Here is a 17449-nt window from a genome sequence, read left to right as displayed (position 1 = left end):
GTCACTGAACAGAGGTGTCACACCGTCGATACGCAGGGGCTCCACTACGCTTCCGGGGTGCTCGTGGTCCATGCGCTCTGGGTCGGCGGCCGGGTCGCCCTGTGGGCGGAGGACCCGTCGATCCCGTTCGACCGCGCGCGCACCGGCCGCCGGCATCCGTTCGCGGTCGCCGGGCTCGACCTCGACGGCGGCACCGGCACGACCGCCGTGCGAACCCTGGCCCTGCCCACCCGCGGCGGCCGGCCCGAGCCCTCGCCGGCCGCGTCCATGCCGGTCCAGGGGCCGGTCCAGGGACCGCTCGAGGGGCCGATCGACGGGTCGGTCGAGCGGCCGGTCAAAGGCGGCCGGCCCGCGCTGCGGCGGTGGGCGGTCGAGACGGTCGAGTACGACCCCGACGACGCCCTCGGCCTGCTGCGCGGGCTCGCGTCCGCCGCCGGCGACGACGTCGTGCTCGGCGACTCCACCCGCTGGTTCGCCGGCGTCGCCGCGTTCGCCGCCGGGCTCGTCGCCCGCGGCCGCATGCTGCCCGCCTTGGCCGGCCCGGCCGGCACGGCCGGCGCGGCCGGCACCGCCGGCGACGAGGCCCGCTGGCTGCCGGTGCTCACCGGCCGCGACGCCGCCTACGCCCGCGCCCTGGCCCTCGCGCTGCCCCAGGCCGCGCTCGCCACCGGCCCGGACACCACCCGCGCCGCCGCGCTGGCCGAGGTCCTCGACGCCTTCGCCGACGCCGCCGCGCGGGCGGCGCTGCCGGCCGACGCCGGACCGCGGGCCGCCGAGCACCGCCCCGGCGACGCCGCCGGCGCCTGGCTCGCCGCGCTCACCGGCCGGGACCGCCGCATCGCCGGCGTCGCGCCCGCCGCGCTCGAGCGGCTGCGCTCACAGCTGGCCACCTGGGAGGCCGACGCGGTCGGCGGCGCGGTGCGGGCCTGCTTCCGCCTCGTCGAGCCGCCGGAGCCCGGCGACGGCGAGGATCCGCCCGCCGATCCGCGGTGGACCCTCGAGTTCGCGCTGCAGGCCGCCGACGAGCCCACCCTCGTCGTCGACGCCGCCCGGGTGTGGCGCTCCCGCGGCGCGCTCAAGGCCCTGCAGCGGCACATCCCGGCGCCCCAGGAGACGCTGCTGGCCGAGCTCGGCCGGGCCAGCCGGCTGTACCCCGCGCTCGAGGACGCGCTGCGCGAGGCCCGCCCGGTCGCGCTGACGCTGGACACCGACGGCGCGCACCGGCTGCTCAGCGAGTCCGCGCCGCTGCTGGCCGCGGCCGGGTTCGGCGTAGTGCTGCCCGGCTGGTGGCGCCGGGCGTCGGCGCGCCTCGGCGCCCGGCTCAGGGCCGGCGGCTCCGGCTCGGCCGCGCCCGGCGCCGTCGCCACCGACAGCGGGCTGGGCCTGGACGCCGTCGTGGACTACCGGTGGGAACTCGCCGTCGGCGACGAGCCGCTCACCGAGGACGAACTGCGCCGCCTCACCGACCTCAAGGCCCCGCTGGTGCGGCTGCGCGGCCAGTGGGTCGAGCTCGACCCGCGCCGGCTCGCCGAGGGCCTGTCGTTCCTGGAGCGGCACCGGGCGCAGGAGTCGATGACCGTCGCCGACCTGCTGCACCTGGCCGGCGGCGCGGCCGAGGGGCCCGGCGGCCTGCCGGTCGTCGAGGTCGCCGCCGACGGCTGGCTCGGCGACCTGCTCAGCGGGGAAGCGGAGCTGCGCGTCGGCGACGCCGGGGTGCCCGCGGCGTTCGAGGGCAGTCTCAGGCCGTACCAGCTGCGGGGTTTGAACTGGCTGCGGTTCCTGGAGGCCGCGGGCCTCGGCGGCATCCTCGCCGACGACATGGGTCTCGGAAAGACGGTGCAGCTGCTCGCTCTCATCGCCGGGGACGCGCCCGGCGTGACCGGTCCGCAGCGGAGCGGAGGGGCCGGTCACCATGGGCTCAGCACCGGCCCCACGCTGCTGGTCTGCCCGATGTCGCTGGTCGGCAACTGGCAGCGCGAGGCGGCCCGCTTCGCGCCGCGGCTGCGGGTGCACGTCCACCACGGCGCCGACCGCGCCCGCGCGCTCGACCCGGCCGCGTTCGACCTCGTCGTCACCACCTACGCCGTCGCCACCCGCGACGCGGAACAGCTGCGGGCCGTACCGTGGCACCGCGTCGTGCTCGACGAGGCGCAGGCGGTCAAGAACGCCGCGACGAAACAGGCCGCGGCCGTGCGGCGGCTGCCCGCCCGGCACCGCGTCGCGGTCACCGGCACGCCGGTGGAGAACCGCCTCGCCGACCTGTGGTCCATCATGGAATTCGCCAACCCGGGCCTGCTGGGCAGCGCGACGAAGTTCAAGGAGCGCTACGCCGAGCCGATCGAGCGGTTCGGCGACGCCGACGCCGCCGCCCGGCTGCGCCGCATCACCCAGCCGTTCGTCCTGCGCCGCCTCAAGACCGACCGCGCCATCATCTCCGACCTGCCGGAGAAGCTGGAGATGGACGTGGTGTGCAGCCTGACCCGCGAGCAGGCCAGCCTCTACCAGGCCGTGGTCGACGACATGCTGGCCCGCATCGACAGCAGCGAGGGCATCGAGCGCCGCGGCCTGGTGCTGGCGACGATGACCCGGCTCAAGCAGATCTGCAACCACCCGGCCCTGGCCCTGCGCGACGGCAGCCGCCTGCCCGGCCGCAGCGGCAAGCTCGCCCGGCTGGAGGAGATCGCCGAGGAGATCCTCGCCGCCGGCGAGCGGGCGCTCGTCTTCACCCAGTACGCCGAGTTCGGCGCCATGCTGCGCGCCGAGCTCTCCGCCCGCTTCGGCCGCGAGGTCGCGTTCCTGCACGGCGGCCTGCCCAAGGCGTCGCGCGACGCGCTCGTGGCCCGCTTCCAGGAGGCGTCCCCATCCTCGCCGCCGCTGTTCGTGCTGTCACTCAAGGCGGGCGGCACCGGCCTGACCCTGACCGCCGCCAACCACGTCATCCACGCCGACCGCTGGTGGAACCCGGCCGTGGAGGACCAGGCGACGGACCGCGCGTTCCGCATCGGCCAGCGCCGCGCGGTGCAGGTCCGCAAGTTCGTCACGGCCGGCACGGTCGAGGAGAAGATCGCCGCCCTGATCAAGGACAAGCGCGGGCTCGCCGCGAAGATCGTCGGCACCGGCGAGCAGTGGCTGACCGAGCTGTCCACCGCGGAGCTGCGCTCCCTGCTCACCCTCGACCCCGGCGCGGCGGCCGACTGACCCGGACGCGCTCAACGAAGAGGTCTCGGCTACCGGGGTCGTCCCAGGGCGTTGAGTGCGTCGAGGTAGCGCGGCGGGACCACGTTGGGGCCGTCGCCCCGGAACGCGGCGTCCACCTCGGCGTCGGTGGGCAGCGCCGGCACCTCGGCGACGAGCGCCTTCACGATCGGGGTGTCGCGCCAGTCGGGGTGCTCGGTGAGCAGCCGCAGCGCGACGAGGGACTCCTCGATCTCACCCACGCACTCGAACGGCTTGTGCGCGGTCAGGCCCATCAGCTCGCGGTACCCCTCGAGCTGCGTGAGATCCATGAACACGTCGGTGCCGAAGATGTGCGCCAGCCGCTCCCGGCCGGTGAACGGCGCCAGGGCCAGGAACACGAACCGGCACTTCGGGCAGTGCCCGCACCAGCGCTCACTCGCGTCGCGCTGCTTGAACGCGGCGTTGCAGCTGGTGACGACCTCGTCGTACGCGGTGAACTTGGCGAACAGCCCGGCGATGTGCAGCTCGGACAGGCCGCGCAGCAGCGAGAAGTACGCGTCCTGCAGCCCGGCGTGGGCCAGCAGCGCGGCGCGCAGGTGCGCCTCGGCCGGCAGCCCCTTCGACCACTGGTGGTTGATGTCCCGGCCGAGCCAGCTCAGGTTCGGCACCGAGGCGGAGCTCTCGTTGGACATGACGACCGGCCCGAGCCCGTGCATCAGCGACGCAGCGACCGCGACCAGCGAGTTGATCGCGGTGACCGGGATGTGCCCGTTGTATGCGCCGGCCTCGTTGAGCTCGCGCATGCGCGGGTCGAGCTGCCGGCGCACGGTGCGCACCGGCTGCGGCGACACCGCCATCACCCCGCGGATGATCGCGTTGGGGTTGACCGCGAACAGCACCGGGTCGAGCCCGGCCCGCTGCAGCGCCTCCATGGTCACGATCGAGTCCTTGCCCCCGCCGACCGCGGCCAGCGGCGGCCCGTCCGGCGTGTGCGGCCGCTCCGGCGGCGCCGCGGTGCGCTCCGCCTCGATCGGCAGGTCCAGCACGTACTCAAGCTTGTTGCGGTAGGCGAACTCGCCCAGCCCGTCGTGGAAGAGCGCCCGTGCCCAGGGCAGCGCCCCCTCGGCCAGGGCCAGCCCGCCGAGCTCGACCCGCTTCGGCGCGGCGATCTTGTAGTACGAGGTGGAGGCGGCGACATACAGCAGGTCGAGCACCCGATCGAGCGCGGGATGCCCGGCGGCGGGCGACCCGAAGTCGACGGTCTCCGTGAGCACGAGGTCACCGAGCGCGTAGTGGAAGCGCGCCACCCCGGTCGACGGGTCGAACTCCCGCCCCGGGAACCGCAGCGCCTCGACCTGCTCCCACGCGTTCACGATGTGCTCCGTTCCGTCCGGTACGCGCCGACCCGCAATGGTAGCTTTCGCGCGCCGCTCGCATCGGGTACTCCGTGATGCGTCGAAAACGGGGCCGGCGTCGCGGTGGGCGGATCGCCGGTGCGCGCGGGTCGTTAGGATCGCACGGTGCTCGACATCATGCTGCCGCACTACGGCGAGCTGACCCTCCTCAAGATCGCCGTCGAGAGCATCGCGGCGCAGACCGACGAGCGGTGGCAGCTGACGGTGATGGACGACAACCCCGTCGAGCGGGACACCGGCATTCCCGAGTACTTCGCGGCGCTCGGGCACCCGCGCGTGCGGTACCTGCGCAATCCCCGCAATCTCGGGGTCACCGGCAACTTCCAGCAGGGTGTCGACCTCGCCACGGCGCCGTTCATGATCATCATGGGCTGCGACGACGTGATGCTGCCCCGGTACGTCGAGCGTGTGCACGCCCTCATCGACGCGCACCCCGAGGCGGTGCTGGTGCAGCCGGGAGTCGAGGTCATCGGGGCCGACGGGGCCGTGGTGCGGACGCTGGCGGACACGACGAAGCGGCGGGTGTACGCGCCGCGGTTCGCCGGGACGGTCACCATGGCCGGCGAGGAGCTCGCGGTGAGCCTCCTGCGGGGCAACTGGCTGTATTTCCCGTCGCTGGTGTGGCGTACCGAGGAAATCAAGGCGGTGGGCTTCGACCCGGACCTCAAGGTGATCCAGGATCTCAAGCTCATTCTGCAGCTGGTGACCCGCGGCGGCACGCTCGTCGCCGACGACGACGTCGTGTTCCAGTACCGGCGGCACGGCGAGAGCCTGTCGGCGTCCTCGGCGGTGACGGGCAACCGGTTCAGCGAGGCCCGCGAGTTCTTCCTCGCCGCCGCGGCGCGCATGGACGCCCATGGCTGGCCGCGCGCCGGGCGGGCCGCGCGCTGGCACCTGTCCTCGCGCATCCACGCGCTCACGATGCTGCCGGCGGCCGCGCGGCAGCGCAGCACCGGGAGCGTGCGGGTGCTGACCCGGTACGCGTTCGGCAACCCCCGCCCGCGGTAGCACGTCCGGATCCGCCCCCGTCGTTCGTCGTAGCTGTGACGACGAAGGATCGGCGAAGGGGGCGCGACGATGCTGCCGACGTGGCAGGAGATGACGCCGAGCGGCGCGGACCGGCTGGTGGCGGAGGCGAGCCTGGGCCGCCTGGCGCAACGGTGCCGGGGGCTGTGGGGCAGAGTGCGGGGAGAGCGGGAAGGGTGGGAGTCGAACCCACACGGGCGTGAACCCAACGCCGTTTTCGAGACGGGTGCCGGCACCAATCGGCTGGCCTTCCCATTGACCGTGCCCCTGGAAGGATTCGAACCTCCGGCCTCCTGGTTCGTAGCCAGGCGCTCTCTCCACTGAGCTACAAGGGCGCGGAAAGTGAGGGGATCGAACCCCCGCGGGGTCGTCCCCCGTCGACGGCTTAGCAAGCCGCAGCCTTACCTCTCGGCCAACTTTCCATGCGTACCCGGGAGAGGATTCGAACCTCCAACCTTCTGACCCTGAATCAGACGCCTCTTCCGTTGGGCTACCCGGGCTTGGGACAGGCGTGGACCCGGCCGGACTTGAACCGGCCGCCTCCGCTTTGCAAGAGCGGCGCTCTACCAGATGAGCTACGAGCCCGTTGGGCCCCGGCGGCGGGCGGTAGCGAAGGAGCCGGCCGCCGGGGTCCTGTCTCAGCGCTGGACGAGCGCGCCCCACGTCGGAACCGACGGCTTGACGCGCAGCACCATGCCCGCTTCGGCGGGGGTGCGGTCACCCTTGCGCTGGTTGCAGCCGGTGCAGGCCGCAACGGTGTTCTTCCAGGTGTTCCGGCCGCCGCGCGAGCGGGGCAGGATGTGATCGATGGTCGTGGCCTCGGCCCCGCAGTAGCCGCAGCGGCGGCCGTCGCGGGCGTGGACGCCGGCGCGGGACCAGGCCGGCCCGCCGGTGAAGCGCCAGCGGGTGACGACGTAGGACACGAGCCGCACGACCCGCGGGAGCGGGTAGACCCCGATCGACCGGTCCGGCTCCGCCTCATGGATGACGGCCACCTCGCGCAGGATCATGCGGATGGCGTGGCGGAGAGTGACCCGGTGCAGGGGTCCGAGGTCGGCGTTGAGTACGAGAACCGCGGTCACCGGGCCTCCTCCCTTCATCTGCACATACGGTGAAACCGACATACGGAACCAAACGATCTTGCGTGCCGCGAGCGGGAGTCGAACCCGCACTGACCCCTTTTTGAGGGGGGCGCCTCTGCCTTTGGGCTACCACGGCGTGGTACGGATATGCATTTTTCAACGAACTCGTTCAATGCACTGGGCATGGAAATGCACGAGCGGCAGGAAATCGAACCCACAACCGCCGGAAATGTGATTCAGGGACACGAAAAAGCCGCCCAGACGGGGCCCGGGCGGCTGGTGTGGCTGGGAAACCCCTAGCCTCGCCACCTACCCGAGGACTCCGACAGGCTGCCGAGCAGCCAGGACCGGGCGCCGGCGGACAGCACGGCGCGACGGCGCGCGCCCGGCGCGTCCAGTCGTAGCTCGCGGTGCCCGTTCATCGTCCGATCCCTTCCCATCGCCGATCTTGTCTTCGTTCTCGCCTTGACGTATTCAAAGATAGGTGCGCCGCGCAGGTGGTGCAAGGGATTAAATAGCGGCCGTGTAATGCGCGAGGTAGAGATTCATCTCGTCGGTCGGCTCGTCGCCCTCGTTGACGCTGAACCACAGCGAGTTCTCCAGCCAGAAGCGGTGGATGAACTGCTCGAATCCGTCGGAGGCACGAACCATGTTGGCGACCAGCGTGTCGCGGTCGACGTCCTCCAGGCCGATGATCTCCAGCAGCCACGGTGAGGCGATCACGAACGGCTGGCCGCCGGGGCGCAGGTAGAGGTACCAGATGACGGCGTCCTGCTGGTCGCGCAGGAAGCGCACGAGCTGGGCGCCGGGCTCCACCGGGCTGGGGACCGGGCGCGGGGCAAGGTCGAAGTCGCAGCCGGTGCACGACGGGATGGCGTCCATCAGCACCTGACTGCCCATGAACCGCTTGAACGGGGCCGGCAGCGCGACGTGCTCGGCGAGGGCCGCGACCTCCATCGCCCGTAGCGGGTCGTGCGGGGCGTCGGGGACCAGCCAGGAGAAGGAGCCGTCGAAGCGTGACTCGTCCACTACCGGCAGGCTCTCGGTGGGGTAGAGCTCGTAGGTACCCATGCTCGCCCGGGCGGCGCCCAGGTCCGTACCCCACCAGCCGTGCGGGAAGTCGATCGTCATGTGTCGCACGGTAGTTCGGCGTCTGGGGTTCTTCCGTCGCCTATCGGACCGAGAACATTGCGTTTCAGGTCAAGATCCCAGATCAGGCGCGCACGGCGGGCTCCGCGCCGGCGAGCGGGACCGGTCCCAGGTACGTCAACTTGTCGACGATAGCTTCCGCTGTGAACGGTTTGATCACATACTCGTGCGCCCCGGCGGCGAGGGCTCGCACGATTTGTCCGTGTTCGCTCAGCAGCGGGTTGCGGGCCGCGGGCGCCATGGGCGGCTGTCCCATGCCGGCCGGGAACTGACCGGTGGGCGGCATCGCGTGGGACTGGCCCGTCGGCATCGGCGGTACCGGCTGCGGCTGCGGAACCTGCGACTGCGGCGACTGCGGCGGCGGAGCCTGCGGGCGCGGCGGCCCCTGGGATTGCGGGACCTGGGGTTGCGGGGCCTGCGGGTGCGGCATCTGAGGCTGGGGCATCTGAGGCTGGGGCATCTGAGGCTGGGGCAATGGCTGGAACTGGGGCGCCTGGGCGGTCGGGCCGCGATGGAGCCGGCAGTTGACGCAGTAGCCGGCGGCGTCGACGCCCTCGACGCCGCAACGTGGACATCGCACTCGATCGCTCCCTCCGCCGGGGCCGATCTGCCGTGGCGTCCACTGTGGAGGCAGCCCCGTCCGGGCGACGCCCGCGCCGGCTCGGAGCGGTGCGGCGCCCCAGAAACGGCCCCCAAAAATGGTGAGACCGGCATCCACGGGGGAAGACGCCGGTCTCGATGAAAACTGTAGAGCCCTCCGCGGATTTCCGCCAGCGGTGAGAGGGGTCAATCCGGCGGAACCGGTTTCGGATTTCCGACCGTGACGCTCGTTGATCTTTCCACCCACTCTGCTGCGCCACCGCGCGGTGACGGTGCGCGCTGCCCGGGCCGCGGACCGCGCCACGGGGCGGACCGCACATGGGCGGGGCCGGTATGGTGTCGTGCCAGGCGATCACTGGGAGGAGGCGGATGTCGATCCTGCTCGTGGCCGGGCTCGGCATCGCCGGCCTGGTGCTGCTGACCGTCGGCGCCGACCAGCTCGTGGTGGGCGCCGGGCGGCTCGCCACGGTGCTGCGCGTGGCGCCGGTGATCGTCGGCGTCGTGGTCATCGGGCTGGGCACGAGCGCGCCCGAGTTCGTCGTCTCGGGGACCGCCGCGCTGCAGGGCAATGCGGGACTGGCGCTGGGCAACCTCGTCGGTTCGAACATCCTCAACCTCACGCTGATCCTGGGTGCGGTCGCGGTCGTGTCGCCGGTGCTCGTGCGCTCCTCGGTGCCGGTTCGCGAGGCGCCCCTGATGGTCGCCGGGGTCGCCGTGTTCGGGGCGTTCGCCCTGGTCGGGCTCAAGTTCGTGGCCGGGGTACTGCTGGCCGTGCTGAGCATCGGGGCGCTGGTGCTGCTGGTGCGGCTGTCCCGGGTACCGCCGGATGATCCCCTGCCGGACGACGTCGCCGCGTTCGTCGAGCCGCCGCCCCGGCCCGGCCGCTGGTGGGTGGAGGTGATCCGGACCGTGTTCGGGCTGGCCGCGACGCTCGGCGGGGCACAGCTGGTCGTCGACAACGCCTCGACGCTGGCGCACCAGTGGGGCGTCAGCGACACGATCATCGGCTTCACCCTGGTCGCCGGGGGCACGTCGCTGCCGGAGCTCATGACGTCGGTGCAGGCGCAGCGGCGCGGCGAGGGCGACCTGATGGTGGGCAACCTACTAGGCAGCAACCTGTTCAACAGTCTCATCGGCGGGGCGGTGGTGGGGCTCGCCGCCGGTAGGGACACCATCGCGCCGTTCGGCTTCGCCGCGGTCAGCGCGATGGTCGGCGCCGGGGTGCTCGCGTGGCTGCTGCTCAAGCGGGGCAGCCGAATCACCCGCCCGGAGGCGTGCGTGCTGCTGTGCGCGTATGCGCTCATGCTGCCGTTGTTGATCTCGGCCAGTCCGTGACGTTTCCCGGTCCGCGGGTTGGGTACGCGGGCCGAATGGGCGACGCGATGGTCCGGACACACCGCTCCGGCGACGTTCCGGGCGGCACGATCGTGGTGGAAGTGCTGGGGCCGCTGGAGGCGGCGACCGTGGGAGCGCTCCGTTCCGTGGTGCTGGACGCCGTGGAGACGTACCGTCCGCGGGTGCTGACCGTCGACCTGCGCCGGGTGCCGTTCATGGACTCCATCGGCATCGGGACGCTCGTCGCCGTCAACAACAAGGCGCACGAGGTGGGCGGCGCGATGGAGGTGAGCAGCCCTTCGCCGTTCGTGCACCGGCTGTTGCAGATCACCGGGCTGACGGAGCTGTTCGGGCTGCCGGACATGCCCGAGGACGCACCGGTGTCGGGCGCGCCCGCGGACTTGGGTCGTCCCCAGAAGTCCTGAGCGTTGCCCGCGTCCGGACGACCTTGACGTCGGCGACGGGGGCAACCAAGGACCGGGGCCGCCGCCACGGGGGAAGCGGCGGCCCCGGCCGTCCTTGGGTTGGAGGAAATGTACTCCCCCGGGGAGCCACTGCACACCCCCCAATTCGTGCCGTCTTCCCGACCGTGTGGATCTGTCCAATGTGGAGCACACGACCGCACACGATCGCACAAGCCGTTGCCCTGCCAGGGTTTCCGGCCGGCACCATCTCGAAAGAAGATTTACGGTTGTACGCCCGGGTGACGGGTCAGCTCAGCTGGGCGGCGCGGCGACCGGCCTCGGCCGGGGTCAGCAGTTCGCCGTCGAGGACCACGGCCCAGAAGGCCTCGAGCGGGATGCGCTCGAACAGGGGTGAGCCGAGGCCCTCGAACACGTCCTCCGGCACGAGCTTCAGCGACGTCGTGACGACGATCGTCGGGATGCCGGCGGCCAGGGCCAGGGTGCCCTTGATGTTGAGGACCCGGGTGGGGCTGATCGCGTCGGCACCGGCCAGGCCGGTGACCGGCTCCAGGCCCTCGGTGCCGGGAGCGTCCACGGTGCCGGCGGGCAGGCCAGCGACCGTGGCCTTCACCAGGGCACTGCTCGGGGCGGTACGCACCCAGCCGCCGCGCTGCCGCAGCACGCGCGTGGCCATCGACACCGAGCGCTCGACGTCGTGGTCGAGCTGCTCGCGGATCGCGCGCAGGGCGGGGCCCGGGTCGGCGCCGTTGGCCGCTCGGGCGATGTGCCACATCGAGGCATACCCGGGCAGGAGCCCCGGCAGCGGCGCCACCATCGCGCGCAGGGTCGCGGGGTCGTGCACGAACTCGGCCAGGCCGTCGAGCACCTGCCGGGCCACGCCGGTGGCTCCCGACGTGCGGTCCTGCACTGCCGCGGTCAGTAGCGGCGACAACGTTGGCGCGCTCATGCTGCTCCGAATGCTCCCAGTCGAAAACGGACAACGACCCCAGACAGACTCATGTATGAGACAGCTGGGGTCGATCTCCGTCAAGTAGACAAACGAGCAAGAACCGCTCGGCGCAGCGGGTCTTTACCGGGCAGCAATCGGGGTGTAATCCCGGACGCCGTAGCCGGTGTAGACCTGCCGGGGACGACCGATCTTGGTGTCCGGATCGCTGATCATCTCGCGCCACTGGGCGATCCAGCCGGGCAGCCGGCCGAGCGCGAACAGGACCGTGAACATGGTGGTCGGGAAGCCCATGGCCTTGTAGATCAGGCCCGTGTAGAAGTCGACGTTGGGGTACAGCTTGCGGGAAACGAAGAACTCGTCCGCGAGCGCGATCTCCTCGAGCTGCATCGCCAGGTCGAGCAGCGGGTCGGGCTGCGACATGCGGCCCAGGACCTCCTGGGCGGCCTTCTTGACCAGCGCCGCGCGCGGGTCGTAATTCTTGTAGACCCGGTGCCCGAAGCCCATGAGCCGGACGCCGTCCTCCTTGTTCTTGACCTTGCGAACGAACGAGTTGACGTCGCCGCCGTCGGCCTGGATCTGCTGCAGCATCTCGAGCACGGCCTGGTTGGCGCCGCCGTGCAGCGGGCCGAAGAGCGCGTTGACGCCGGCCGACACCGACGCGAAGAGGTTGGCGTGGCTGGAGCCGACGAGGCGGACCGTGGAGGTCGAACAGTTCTGCTCGTGGTCGGCGTGCAGCAGCAGGAGCATGTCGAGGACCTTGACCGCGACGGGGTCGATCTCGTAGGGCGTGGCGGGCACGCCGAAGGTCATGCGCAGGAAGTTCTCGACGTAGCCCAGGGAGTTGTCCGGGTACAGCATGGGCTGGCCGATGGCCTTCTTGTACGCGTACGACGCGATGGTAGGCACCTTCGCCAGGAGCCGGATGGTGGAGATCTCCACCTGCTCCGCGTCGAACGGGTTGAGGCTGTCCTGGTAGAACGTCGACAGCGCGCTGACCGCGGAGGAGAGCACCGCCATCGGGTGCGCGTCGCGCGGGAAGCCGTCGAAGAACCGGCGCATCTCCTCGTGCAGGAGCGTGTGGTTCTGGATGCGGGTGGTGAACTGCTCGAGCTGCGTCGGGCTGGGCAGCTCGCCGTGGATGAGCAGGTAGGAGGTCTCGAGGAAGGTCGAGCCCTCGGCGAGCTGCTCGATCGGGTAGCCGCGGTAGCGCAGAATCCCCTCGTCGCCGTCGATGTAGGTGATCGACGAGACGCATGAAGCCGTGTTCACGAAGCCGGTGTCGAGCGTGACCTGGCCGGTCTTGTTGAGCAGCGAACCGATCTCCAGCCCGGACGGTCCCTCTGTCGCCTTGCGTACCTTGAGCTCGAGCTCACCGTCCGGGTATGTGATGTTGTACTCACTCATGCGCGTCGTTCCCGTCTCGTCCCGCAGTCCGGCTCGTGGCCGCGGCCGCCATCGCCCGCGACCGGCGCTTATGGCGCCCTTCGGGCAGGATTTCAGATGAACGCGCCCGACGGGGAGGCGGGGCGCGTCACTGCGACATTTCCAACTCGTGACACCCGAACTCCCATCGTCGCACCCGGATAAGGCCGCCGTGGGGTGGTCGCCTTGGAAGGGTGTGCGGCTTTCACCCGGATTTCCGATGAGATGTACGGCATGCAGACTCTCCTCGCTGCGCTCGGCGCCGTCGTGCTCGCCCCTTCGGCCAGCCCGAGCGGCGCGGTCACACCGAACACGGTCACGCCGGGCAGCCAGGTCACGTTCAGCGTCGTCTGCGCCGAAGAGGTTCGCTCGGCCGACGTGGCCGGCTCGGCGCTGGGGCTGTCGGAGCGCATCCCGATGGAGCCGGGGAAGTCCTCGGGCGCCTTCTCCGTGACGGTCAGCATCCCGAGCAACACGCAGCAGGGGACATTCAACGTCAGCATCGACTGCGGGGACGGTACGTCGACGGTCGTGCAGGTGGTGGTCTCGCCGTCGGGCGGGGTACCCACCGGCGACGGCGCCACGGCCCGGGAGCCCAACCACATGCTCATGGCCGCCGGCGGTGGGCTGCTGGTCATCGGCGCCGCGGGCGCGTTGGTGCTGCGGCGCCGGCCGGCTTGAGGTTTCTCGTCCGGCCGGACGGCCGGTGGCGCGGGCTGCCCGCGCTGTTCATCATCGCGCTGGTCGTCGCCGGGGTGTGGATGATCGGTACGTCGCTGGGCTCCTCGCCGCCGATCGTCCCGGCCGGGTCCGGCTTCCCCGGTGGGTCGGGGACCTACCTGACCCGATCGTCGCCGCCGGTCCGGGTGTCCATCGGCACGATCGGGGTCGACGCGCCCGTGCAGCGCGTCGACGTGAACGCCGACGGCATGCTCCAGCCGCCGTCGCTGAAAGAGCCGAAGACCGTCGGTTGGTACAGCAGGGGGCCGAGCCCCGGCGAGCGCGGGAACTCGGTGCTCGTCGGGCACGTCGACACCGCCGCCACCGGCCCGGCGGTCTTCTACGAGCTGGGCCGGCTCAAGCCCGGCGACGCGGTGACGGTGGCCCGGGAGGACGGGTCGTCGGCGACGTTCCGGGTCGACGCGGTGCAGCTGTTCGACAAGACGGCCTTTCCGGCCGGGCAGGTGTACGGACCGGTCCCCGACGCCCGCCTGGAGCTGGTGACCTGCGGGGGCACGTTCGACCGGCACCGCGGCACGTACCTCGGCAACACCGTCGTCACCGCCTCGCTGCTCTCGGCTGGCTGACCGTTGCCGAGTTGACCGGGCTGACCGGCTCCGGCAGCGTCACCGCGCGGATGCGGCGCGGGGAGACGTTGCGCTGCGCCATGGTCCCATTTTATCCGGATAAATACTCTTTTCACCCGGTACCAAGAATGTCGTACCCGGCTCGTAAAGTGCCGTGCATGTCGTTGGATCTGCTGGAGCTCCTCCCCGCCGGCTGGCGTGACGTGATGAAGCCGCACCTCGACCTCGAGGTGGTGCAACGCCTGCAGACGTTCGTGGAGGGCGAGTATGCGGCCGGCCCCGTGTATCCGCCGCTTCCCGACCTCTTCACCGCGTTCCGGCTGTGCCCGCCGGACCAGGCCCGGGTGCTCGTCCTGGGCCAGGACCCCTATTTCAAGGAGGGTCAGGCCCACGGGCTGAGCTTCTCCGTGCGCCCCGGCGTGTCCGTGCCGCCGTCGCTGCGCAACGTCTACAAGGAGATGCGCGACGACCTCGGCGTCGCCCCGCCCGCCAACGGCGACCTCACGCCGTGGGCGGCCGACGGCGTGCTGCTGCTCAACGCGGTGCTCACGGTGCGCGCCGGCAAGGCCGCCTCGCACGCCGGCCGCGGCTGGGAGCACTTCACCGACGCCGCGATCCACGCCCTCAACACCTTCGAGCGGCGGGTCGTGTTCGTGCTCTGGGGCGGGTATGCGCGGAAGAAGGCCGTGCTGGTCACCAACCCGCAGCACCGGGTCATCGAGGCCGGCCACCCCAGCCCGATGAACCCGGCCGGCTTCCTGGGCTCCCGCCCGTTCAGCAAGATCAACGCGGCGCTCGACGAGGTCGGCCTGCCCCCTGTGCACTGGGTCTGACATGGTCCGCGGGGGCGAGCGGGACACGGTGCCGGGCCTGGAGGGCCCGCTGTGGCGGGCGCTGCTGGTCTTCCGCATCGCCGCGCTCGGCTACGCCGCCGCCCTGATGATCAACAACTTCCGCCACTACGCGTGGCCCGCGGGCGGTTGGCTGATCGTCGGCGTGATGGTCGTCTGGACGGCGGTGAGCAGCCTCGCCTACGCGCGCCCCGAGCGCCGCGGCTGGCCGCTGCTCACCGCCGACCTCGCGGTCGCGGCCGGCTGCCTGCTCGCCTCCCGCTGGATCGTCGACCCCGGCGGCCTGGTCGTCGGCGCCCCCACCCTGCCGATGGCCTGGGTCGCGTGCCCGGTGGTGGCCTGGGCCATCTCGGGCGGCCGCCGCCGCGGCGCGATCGCCGCGATCCTGCTCAGCGCGGGCGACGTGGTCGTGCGCGACGGCCTGAGCCAGGCCACCGCCAACGGCCCGGTCCTGATGATCCTGGCCGGCATCGGCGTGGGCCACATCGCCCGCCTGGCCATCGACGCCGAGTCCCGCATGCAGCGGGCGATCGAGCTGGAGGCCGCCACCCGCGAACGCGAACGCCTGGCCCGCGGCATCCACGACTCAGTCCTGCAGGTCCTGGCCCTGGTCCAGCGCCGCGGCGCCGAACTGGGCGGCGAGGCCGCCGACCTGGGCCGCCTGGCCGGCGAACAGGAGGCCGTACTCCGCGCCCTGGTCACGTCAGCACCCCCACCCCCACCCCCACGCCCACCGACCCCCAACCCATCCCCCTCTCCCGCCGCGTCCTCCTCTTCTATCGCGTCCCCTTCCCGCGCGGCGTCCCCATCCCCATCGGCGTCCCCCGCCCTCGCGCCGTCCCCCGCTCCCTTGGCGTCCCCTGCCCCCGCGCCCGACTCCACCGCCCCCGACCTGGGGCCTACCGGCACCCCGGCGCCTACTGACCCCGCCGGGACCCCGGGCGCCCCCGCGTCCGCTGAGGCGGCCGGAGCCGCAGGCGCCGCCGGACCCTTCGATCCGGCGGGATTCACCGGCCGCCCGGCGCCCGGTTCGCCGGTCTCGGGTCCGGCCCTGGCCGGAGGCGCCGGCCGTCCCGGGGTCCGTCCGGGCTGGCGGGCCGGCTTCCGCCGGGGCGGCCGGCGCGCCGGCTCCCGCGCGGCTCCCGCTCCCCCGCCGCCGGACCTCGTCGACCTGCGCACGCTGCTCGACCCGCACGCCTCGCCCGCGGTCACGATCGCCTCGCCCGCGACCCCGGTGCTGCTCCTGGCGCCGGTCGCCGCCGAGATCGTCGCCGCCGTCGCCGCGGCGCTGGACAACGTCGCCCGCCACGCCGGCCCGGAGGCCAAGGCCTGGCTGCTGGTGGAGGAGTTGGACGACGCCGTCGCGGTCACGGTGCGCGACAACGGCCCGGGCATCCCGGACGGCCGCCTGGCGGAGGCGCAGCGCGCCGGCCGCCTCGGCGTCGCCCAGTCGATCCGCGGCCGCATCCGCGACCTGGGCGGCACGGTCACTGTCACATCTAGCCCGACCGCCGGCACAGAGGTCGAACTGCAGATCCCCCGCTGAGCCCACACCGTCGCCGCACATCGGCCGCTGCACATTCGCAACCGTCGCCCCGGTCGTGGGCTGGTGCATTGCCGGGATCACGGTGCCGGGAGCGGGGATCCGGGCGCGGGGGCGTCTATGGTGCTTGCGTGGACGTCGGGGCGAAGCTGCGGGTGATGGTGGTCGACGACCATCCCATGTGGCGCGAGGGAGTTGCCCGTGACCTCGCCGAGGGTGGGTATGAAGTGGTCGCGGCCGTCGGGGAGGGGGCCCAGGCGGTGCGGATCGCCGGGTCGGTCCGGCCCGATGTCGTGGTGCTCGACCTGCAGCTGCCGGACCGGTCCGGGGTCGAGGTCATCCAGGGCATTCTGATCTCTTGCCCGGACGCGCGCATCCTCATGCTGTCCGCCAGCGGCGAGCCGCAGGACGTGCTCGACGCCGTCAAGGCGGGGGCGACGGGCTATCTGGTGAAGTCCGCGGCCCGGGCGGAGTTCCTCGCGGCCGTGCGGCGGACCGCGGAGGGGGATCCGGTGTTCACGCCGGGGCTGGCGGGGCTCGTGCTCGGCGAGTTCCGGCGGCTGGCGAGCGTCACGAGGGCCGAGGACCCCGACGCGCCGCGGCTGACCGAGCGTGAGACCGAGGTGCTGCGGCTGGTGGCGAAGGGCGTGACGTACAAGGAGATCGCCGAGCGGCTGGTGCTGTCCCACCGGACGGTGCAGAACCACGTGCAGAACACGCTCGGCAAGTTGCAGTTGCACAGCCGGGTCGACCTGGTGCGATACGCGATCGAGCGCGGGCTCGACGAGTGACCGGCTACACGCCGTAGATGTCCAGCAGGTAGTGGCCGAGCACGGTCGCGGTGTTCAGGTCGAGCACGAGCACCAGGAAGACGTTCGGCCGTTCGCAGTTGACCAGGACGTGTTGCAGGTTGCCGTGTGGCATGTGCCAGGCGTAGGTGATGCTGCCCTGCGAGAAGTCGTGGCCGCCGAGGTCCGCCTCCGGGATCTCGTCGAAATACGGCCAGAAGTCGAACGGCGGCTCGTCCTCCGGACCGATGCGTATCGGTTCGGGTTCCATCGTCGCCCTGTACTCAGCCTCGGTGAGTAATCGCATCACGTCAGCATGCCGGTATCGCGGCGGCACAGAAAAGTGGCAGGTACTCAGGCGCGGTTGAGTAGCACACCCG

At 71.9% G+C, this 17449-nt stretch carries 17 protein-coding genes and 6 tRNA genes; 9 read left to right on the top strand and 14 right to left on the bottom strand.

The genetic code is table 11. The annotated features are described in order from the left end of the window. The first annotated feature begins 57 nt into the window (after positions 1-57). Positions 58-3198 carry a DEAD/DEAH box helicase gene (locus ACGFI8_RS14600; RefSeq protein ID WP_392804413.1) on the top strand — a complete coding sequence of 1047 codons (3141 nt, stop codon included), beginning with the start codon at positions 58-60 and terminating at the stop codon, positions 3196-3198. A gap of 29 nt (positions 3199-3227) precedes the next feature. Here the strand turns inward: ACGFI8_RS14600 and ACGFI8_RS14595 are convergent, their stop codons facing one another. Continuing rightward, a complete protein-coding gene (locus ACGFI8_RS14595) occupies positions 3228-4550 on the bottom strand; it encodes a hypothetical protein (protein WP_392804411.1) in 1323 nt (440 codons plus the stop codon). Between the two features lie 147 nt (positions 4551-4697). On the opposite strand from ACGFI8_RS14595, the gene ACGFI8_RS14590 reads away from it, so the two are divergent. Further along, positions 4698-5600 (top strand): glycosyltransferase family 2 protein, encoded by a 903-nt coding sequence (locus ACGFI8_RS14590; protein ID WP_392804409.1) that lies wholly within the window; start codon positions 4698-4700, stop codon positions 5598-5600. Positions 5601-5786: 186 nt separating this feature from the next. Here the strand turns inward: ACGFI8_RS14590 and ACGFI8_RS14585 are convergent. The 10 genes from ACGFI8_RS14585 to ACGFI8_RS14540 all read right to left on the bottom strand — a co-directional run bounded on the left by ACGFI8_RS14585 (position 5787) and on the right by ACGFI8_RS14540 (position 8159). Beyond that, positions 5787-5872, bottom strand: a tRNA-Ser gene (locus tag ACGFI8_RS14585). An 8-nt stretch (positions 5873-5880) separates the two neighbouring features. Then, positions 5881-5953 (bottom strand) — tRNA-Arg (locus tag ACGFI8_RS14580). 1 nt (position 5954) lies between these two features. Then, positions 5955-6040: transfer RNA gene (locus ACGFI8_RS14575), tRNA-Ser, on the bottom strand. A gap of 5 nt (positions 6041-6045) precedes the next feature. After that, positions 6046-6118: transfer RNA gene (locus ACGFI8_RS14570), tRNA-Leu, on the bottom strand. 12 nt (positions 6119-6130) lie between these two features. Beyond that, positions 6131-6203, bottom strand: a tRNA-Ala gene (locus tag ACGFI8_RS14565). 53 nt (positions 6204-6256) lie between these two features. Next, positions 6257-6700: an HNH endonuclease gene (locus tag ACGFI8_RS14560; protein ID WP_392804407.1), complete on the bottom strand. Its 444-nt coding sequence runs from the start codon at positions 6698-6700 to the stop codon at positions 6257-6259. 63 nt (positions 6701-6763) lie between these two features. After that, positions 6764-6836 (bottom strand) — tRNA-Leu (locus tag ACGFI8_RS14555). 160 nt (positions 6837-6996) lie between these two features. Further along, positions 6997-7122 (bottom strand): hypothetical protein, encoded by a 126-nt coding sequence (locus tag ACGFI8_RS14550; RefSeq protein ID WP_392804405.1) that lies wholly within the window; start codon positions 7120-7122, stop codon positions 6997-6999. 88 nt (positions 7123-7210) lie between these two features. After that, the gene (locus ACGFI8_RS14545) at positions 7211-7831 is read right to left on the bottom strand and encodes a hypothetical protein (protein ID WP_392804404.1); all 621 of its coding nucleotides are present in this window, start codon (positions 7829-7831) and stop codon (positions 7211-7213) included. 82 nt (positions 7832-7913) lie between these two features. Next, a complete protein-coding gene (locus tag ACGFI8_RS14540) occupies positions 7914-8159 on the bottom strand; it encodes a hypothetical protein (protein WP_392804402.1) in 246 nt (81 codons plus the stop codon). A 659-nt stretch (positions 8160-8818) separates the two neighbouring features. On the opposite strand from ACGFI8_RS14540, the gene ACGFI8_RS14535 reads away from it, so the two are divergent. Together ACGFI8_RS14535 and ACGFI8_RS14530 are read left to right on the top strand one after the other, a co-directional pair. Continuing rightward, positions 8819-9784, top strand: coding sequence for a sodium:calcium antiporter (locus ACGFI8_RS14535; protein WP_392804400.1), 966 nt, complete (start codon positions 8819-8821; stop codon positions 9782-9784). Between the two features lie 35 nt (positions 9785-9819). Next, positions 9820-10209 carry an STAS domain-containing protein gene (locus ACGFI8_RS14530; RefSeq protein WP_392804398.1) on the top strand — a complete coding sequence of 130 codons (390 nt, stop codon included), beginning with the start codon at positions 9820-9822 and terminating at the stop codon, positions 10207-10209. 286 nt (positions 10210-10495) lie between these two features. Here the strand turns inward: ACGFI8_RS14530 and ACGFI8_RS14525 are convergent, their stop codons facing one another. Together ACGFI8_RS14525 and ACGFI8_RS14520 are read right to left on the bottom strand one after the other, a co-directional pair. Further along, positions 10496-11155 (bottom strand): hypothetical protein, encoded by a 660-nt coding sequence (locus tag ACGFI8_RS14525; protein WP_392804397.1) that lies wholly within the window; start codon positions 11153-11155, stop codon positions 10496-10498. Positions 11156-11278: 123 nt separating this feature from the next. Next, entirely contained in the window at positions 11279-12562 is a 1284-nt protein-coding gene (locus ACGFI8_RS14520) for a citrate synthase (protein WP_392804395.1), read from the bottom strand. Between the two features lie 252 nt (positions 12563-12814). Here ACGFI8_RS14520 and ACGFI8_RS14515 point away from each other — a divergent pair, with 252 nt between their 5' ends. The 5 genes from ACGFI8_RS14515 (at position 12815) to ACGFI8_RS14495 (ending at position 17072) form a co-directional block, all read left to right on the top strand. Next, on the top strand, positions 12815-13261 hold the full coding sequence (locus ACGFI8_RS14515) for a hypothetical protein (RefSeq protein ID WP_392804393.1): 447 nt from the start codon (positions 12815-12817) through the stop codon (positions 13259-13261). After that, positions 13258-13887, top strand: coding sequence for a class F sortase (locus tag ACGFI8_RS14510; RefSeq protein WP_392804391.1), 630 nt, complete (start codon positions 13258-13260; stop codon positions 13885-13887). The genes ACGFI8_RS14515 and ACGFI8_RS14510 overlap by 4 nt, the downstream gene beginning before the upstream one ends. 158 nt (positions 13888-14045) lie before the next feature. Beyond that, positions 14046-14720: a uracil-DNA glycosylase gene (locus tag ACGFI8_RS14505; protein ID WP_392804389.1), complete on the top strand. Its 675-nt coding sequence runs from the start codon at positions 14046-14048 to the stop codon at positions 14718-14720. 1 nt (position 14721) lies between these two features. Next, positions 14722-16284: a DUF5931 domain-containing protein gene (locus ACGFI8_RS14500; RefSeq protein ID WP_392804387.1), complete on the top strand. Its 1563-nt coding sequence runs from the start codon at positions 14722-14724 to the stop codon at positions 16282-16284. Positions 16285-16439: 155 nt separating this feature from the next. Then, positions 16440-17072 carry a response regulator gene (locus tag ACGFI8_RS14495; protein ID WP_392805365.1) on the top strand — a complete coding sequence of 211 codons (633 nt, stop codon included), beginning with the start codon at positions 16440-16442 and terminating at the stop codon, positions 17070-17072. A 4-nt stretch (positions 17073-17076) separates the two neighbouring features. Here the strand turns inward: ACGFI8_RS14495 and ACGFI8_RS14490 are convergent, their stop codons facing one another. Beyond that, on the bottom strand, positions 17077-17340 hold the full coding sequence (locus tag ACGFI8_RS14490; protein ID WP_392804385.1) for a hypothetical protein: 264 nt from the start codon (positions 17338-17340) through the stop codon (positions 17077-17079). Positions 17341-17449: the final 109 nt, after the last annotated feature.

The sequence above is a fragment of the Dactylosporangium sp. NPDC048998 genome (genome assembly GCF_043197855.1).
Lineage (GTDB): Bacteria > Actinomycetota > Actinomycetes > Mycobacteriales > Micromonosporaceae > Dactylosporangium.
This window is presented reverse-complemented; position numbering and strand designations above follow the sequence as displayed.